The sequence below is a fragment of the Microbulbifer sp. JSM ZJ756 genome (assembly GCF_044383805.1).
In the GTDB taxonomy this organism is placed as follows: Bacteria; Pseudomonadota; Gammaproteobacteria; order Pseudomonadales; family Cellvibrionaceae; genus Microbulbifer; species Microbulbifer zhoushanensis.
Genome location: NZ_JBISER010000030.1, coordinates 1 through 672, shown reverse-complemented (window position 1 = coordinate 672; position 672 = coordinate 1). Strand labels below are relative to the sequence as shown.

The following is a 672-nucleotide window of genomic DNA, read 5'->3' as shown; positions in this document are numbered from 1 at the left end:
CGAAAACCTTTTCCATTCCTCGCACGGATATGCTCTTTATGCATAATTCCAGCGATATAGTTGGTTGAGCAAGGGACCCCTGCATCCAAGAGCTCTCGGGCAATCCTGGGAGCCCCATAGCGAGCCTTGAAGACCTCAAAGGTATCTATGACCTTTTCTGTAACGCGCTTCCTCCGGATCGCCCGTGGACTTTCACCTCTACCTAGCCACCGGTAATAACCGGACGCTGACACCTCCAGGCACCGACACATCAAGCGAACCGGGTACAACCCTACATGCTCACGTATCAGTGCGTACTTTACTCTTGGCGGTTCGCAAAGTACGCAGCTGCCTTTTTTAGAAACTCAACCTCCTGGCGAGCTTCATGCAGCTCCCTCTTCAGGCGGCGCACTTCAGCACTCTCCTGCTTGGAGTAATCGACCCCATCCAGGCTATTGAACTGCTTCTCCGAGAGCCGATTGAACTGTCGTCGCCAGTTGTAGATCTGCTGGGCGCTGACACCAAGTTCTCGAGCCACTGAGGCCGTGGTAGCCCCGGGCTTCTCCGCCCTCTTGACCGCCTCTCTGCGAAACTCTTCCGTATACGCCTGAGCTCTCTTCTTACCCATGGTACACCTCCGTGTTAGGCCGAAACCTAACTATACAGGGTGTCTACTAATCGTGGGTAAGTCTT

General features: G+C 54.0%; 2 protein-coding genes. Both read right to left on the bottom strand.

What is annotated here, in order from left to right; translation table 11 throughout:
• Positions 1 to 251, bottom strand: a 251-nt coding sequence (locus ACH6CX_RS18490; protein ID WP_396676214.1) for an IS3 family transposase, incomplete at its 3' end; no start/stop codon positions are given.
• Between the two features lie 47 nt (positions 252 to 298).
• Positions 299 to 607 (bottom strand): transposase, encoded by a 309-nt coding sequence (locus ACH6CX_RS18485; RefSeq protein ID WP_396676212.1) that lies wholly within the window; start codon positions 605 to 607, stop codon positions 299 to 301.
• Positions 608 to 672 lie beyond the last annotated feature (65 nt).